General features: G+C 34.7%; 1 pseudogene. It reads left to right on the top strand.

Features of this window, described 5'->3' with window-relative positions:
• A pseudogene (locus B2G44_RS01070) lies at positions 1–426 on the top strand (group II intron reverse transcriptase/maturase); the annotation flags it as partial.

Here is a 426-nt window from a genome sequence, read left to right as displayed (position 1 = left end):
CTCAAGCGAAAGCCAAGGAATACGGACATGAATATAATTGGTTAAAAAGGGGAAAGGTGAAACACGACGAAACATTAGTGAATCGAGACGAATTAGAAATAATCCAGACCTACTAGAGGAATTTATCCAATACTTTTGTTTAGCTAACAATCTTGCTGTTTTAACCCATCTAAATTATCTAGCTGAAGATAGCTGTTTGAAAACATTGGCAAGGAAACGGAAAACGTCGATTGCCAGAGTTCGAAAGAAATTCAATATAGGTTCAACTTGGGCTATTCCTTATTGTAATAAAGGAAAAACCCAATATGAAACATGGGTCGTCTATTCTTGGGATAAAATTAAAAAAATGCGTAATCACAAGGGAAATCCTAATATTACCATTAATAGATTTATATTCCAAAGTTGCACGCACCTAACTGATCGTTT

This window comes from Candidatus Phytoplasma citri, assembly GCF_002009625.1.
Taxonomy (GTDB): domain Bacteria; phylum Bacillota_I; class Bacilli_A; order Acholeplasmatales; family Acholeplasmataceae; genus Phytoplasma; species Phytoplasma citri.
Note: the sequence above shows the minus strand (reverse complement) of the source record. Positions and strands in the feature narration are given on the sequence as shown.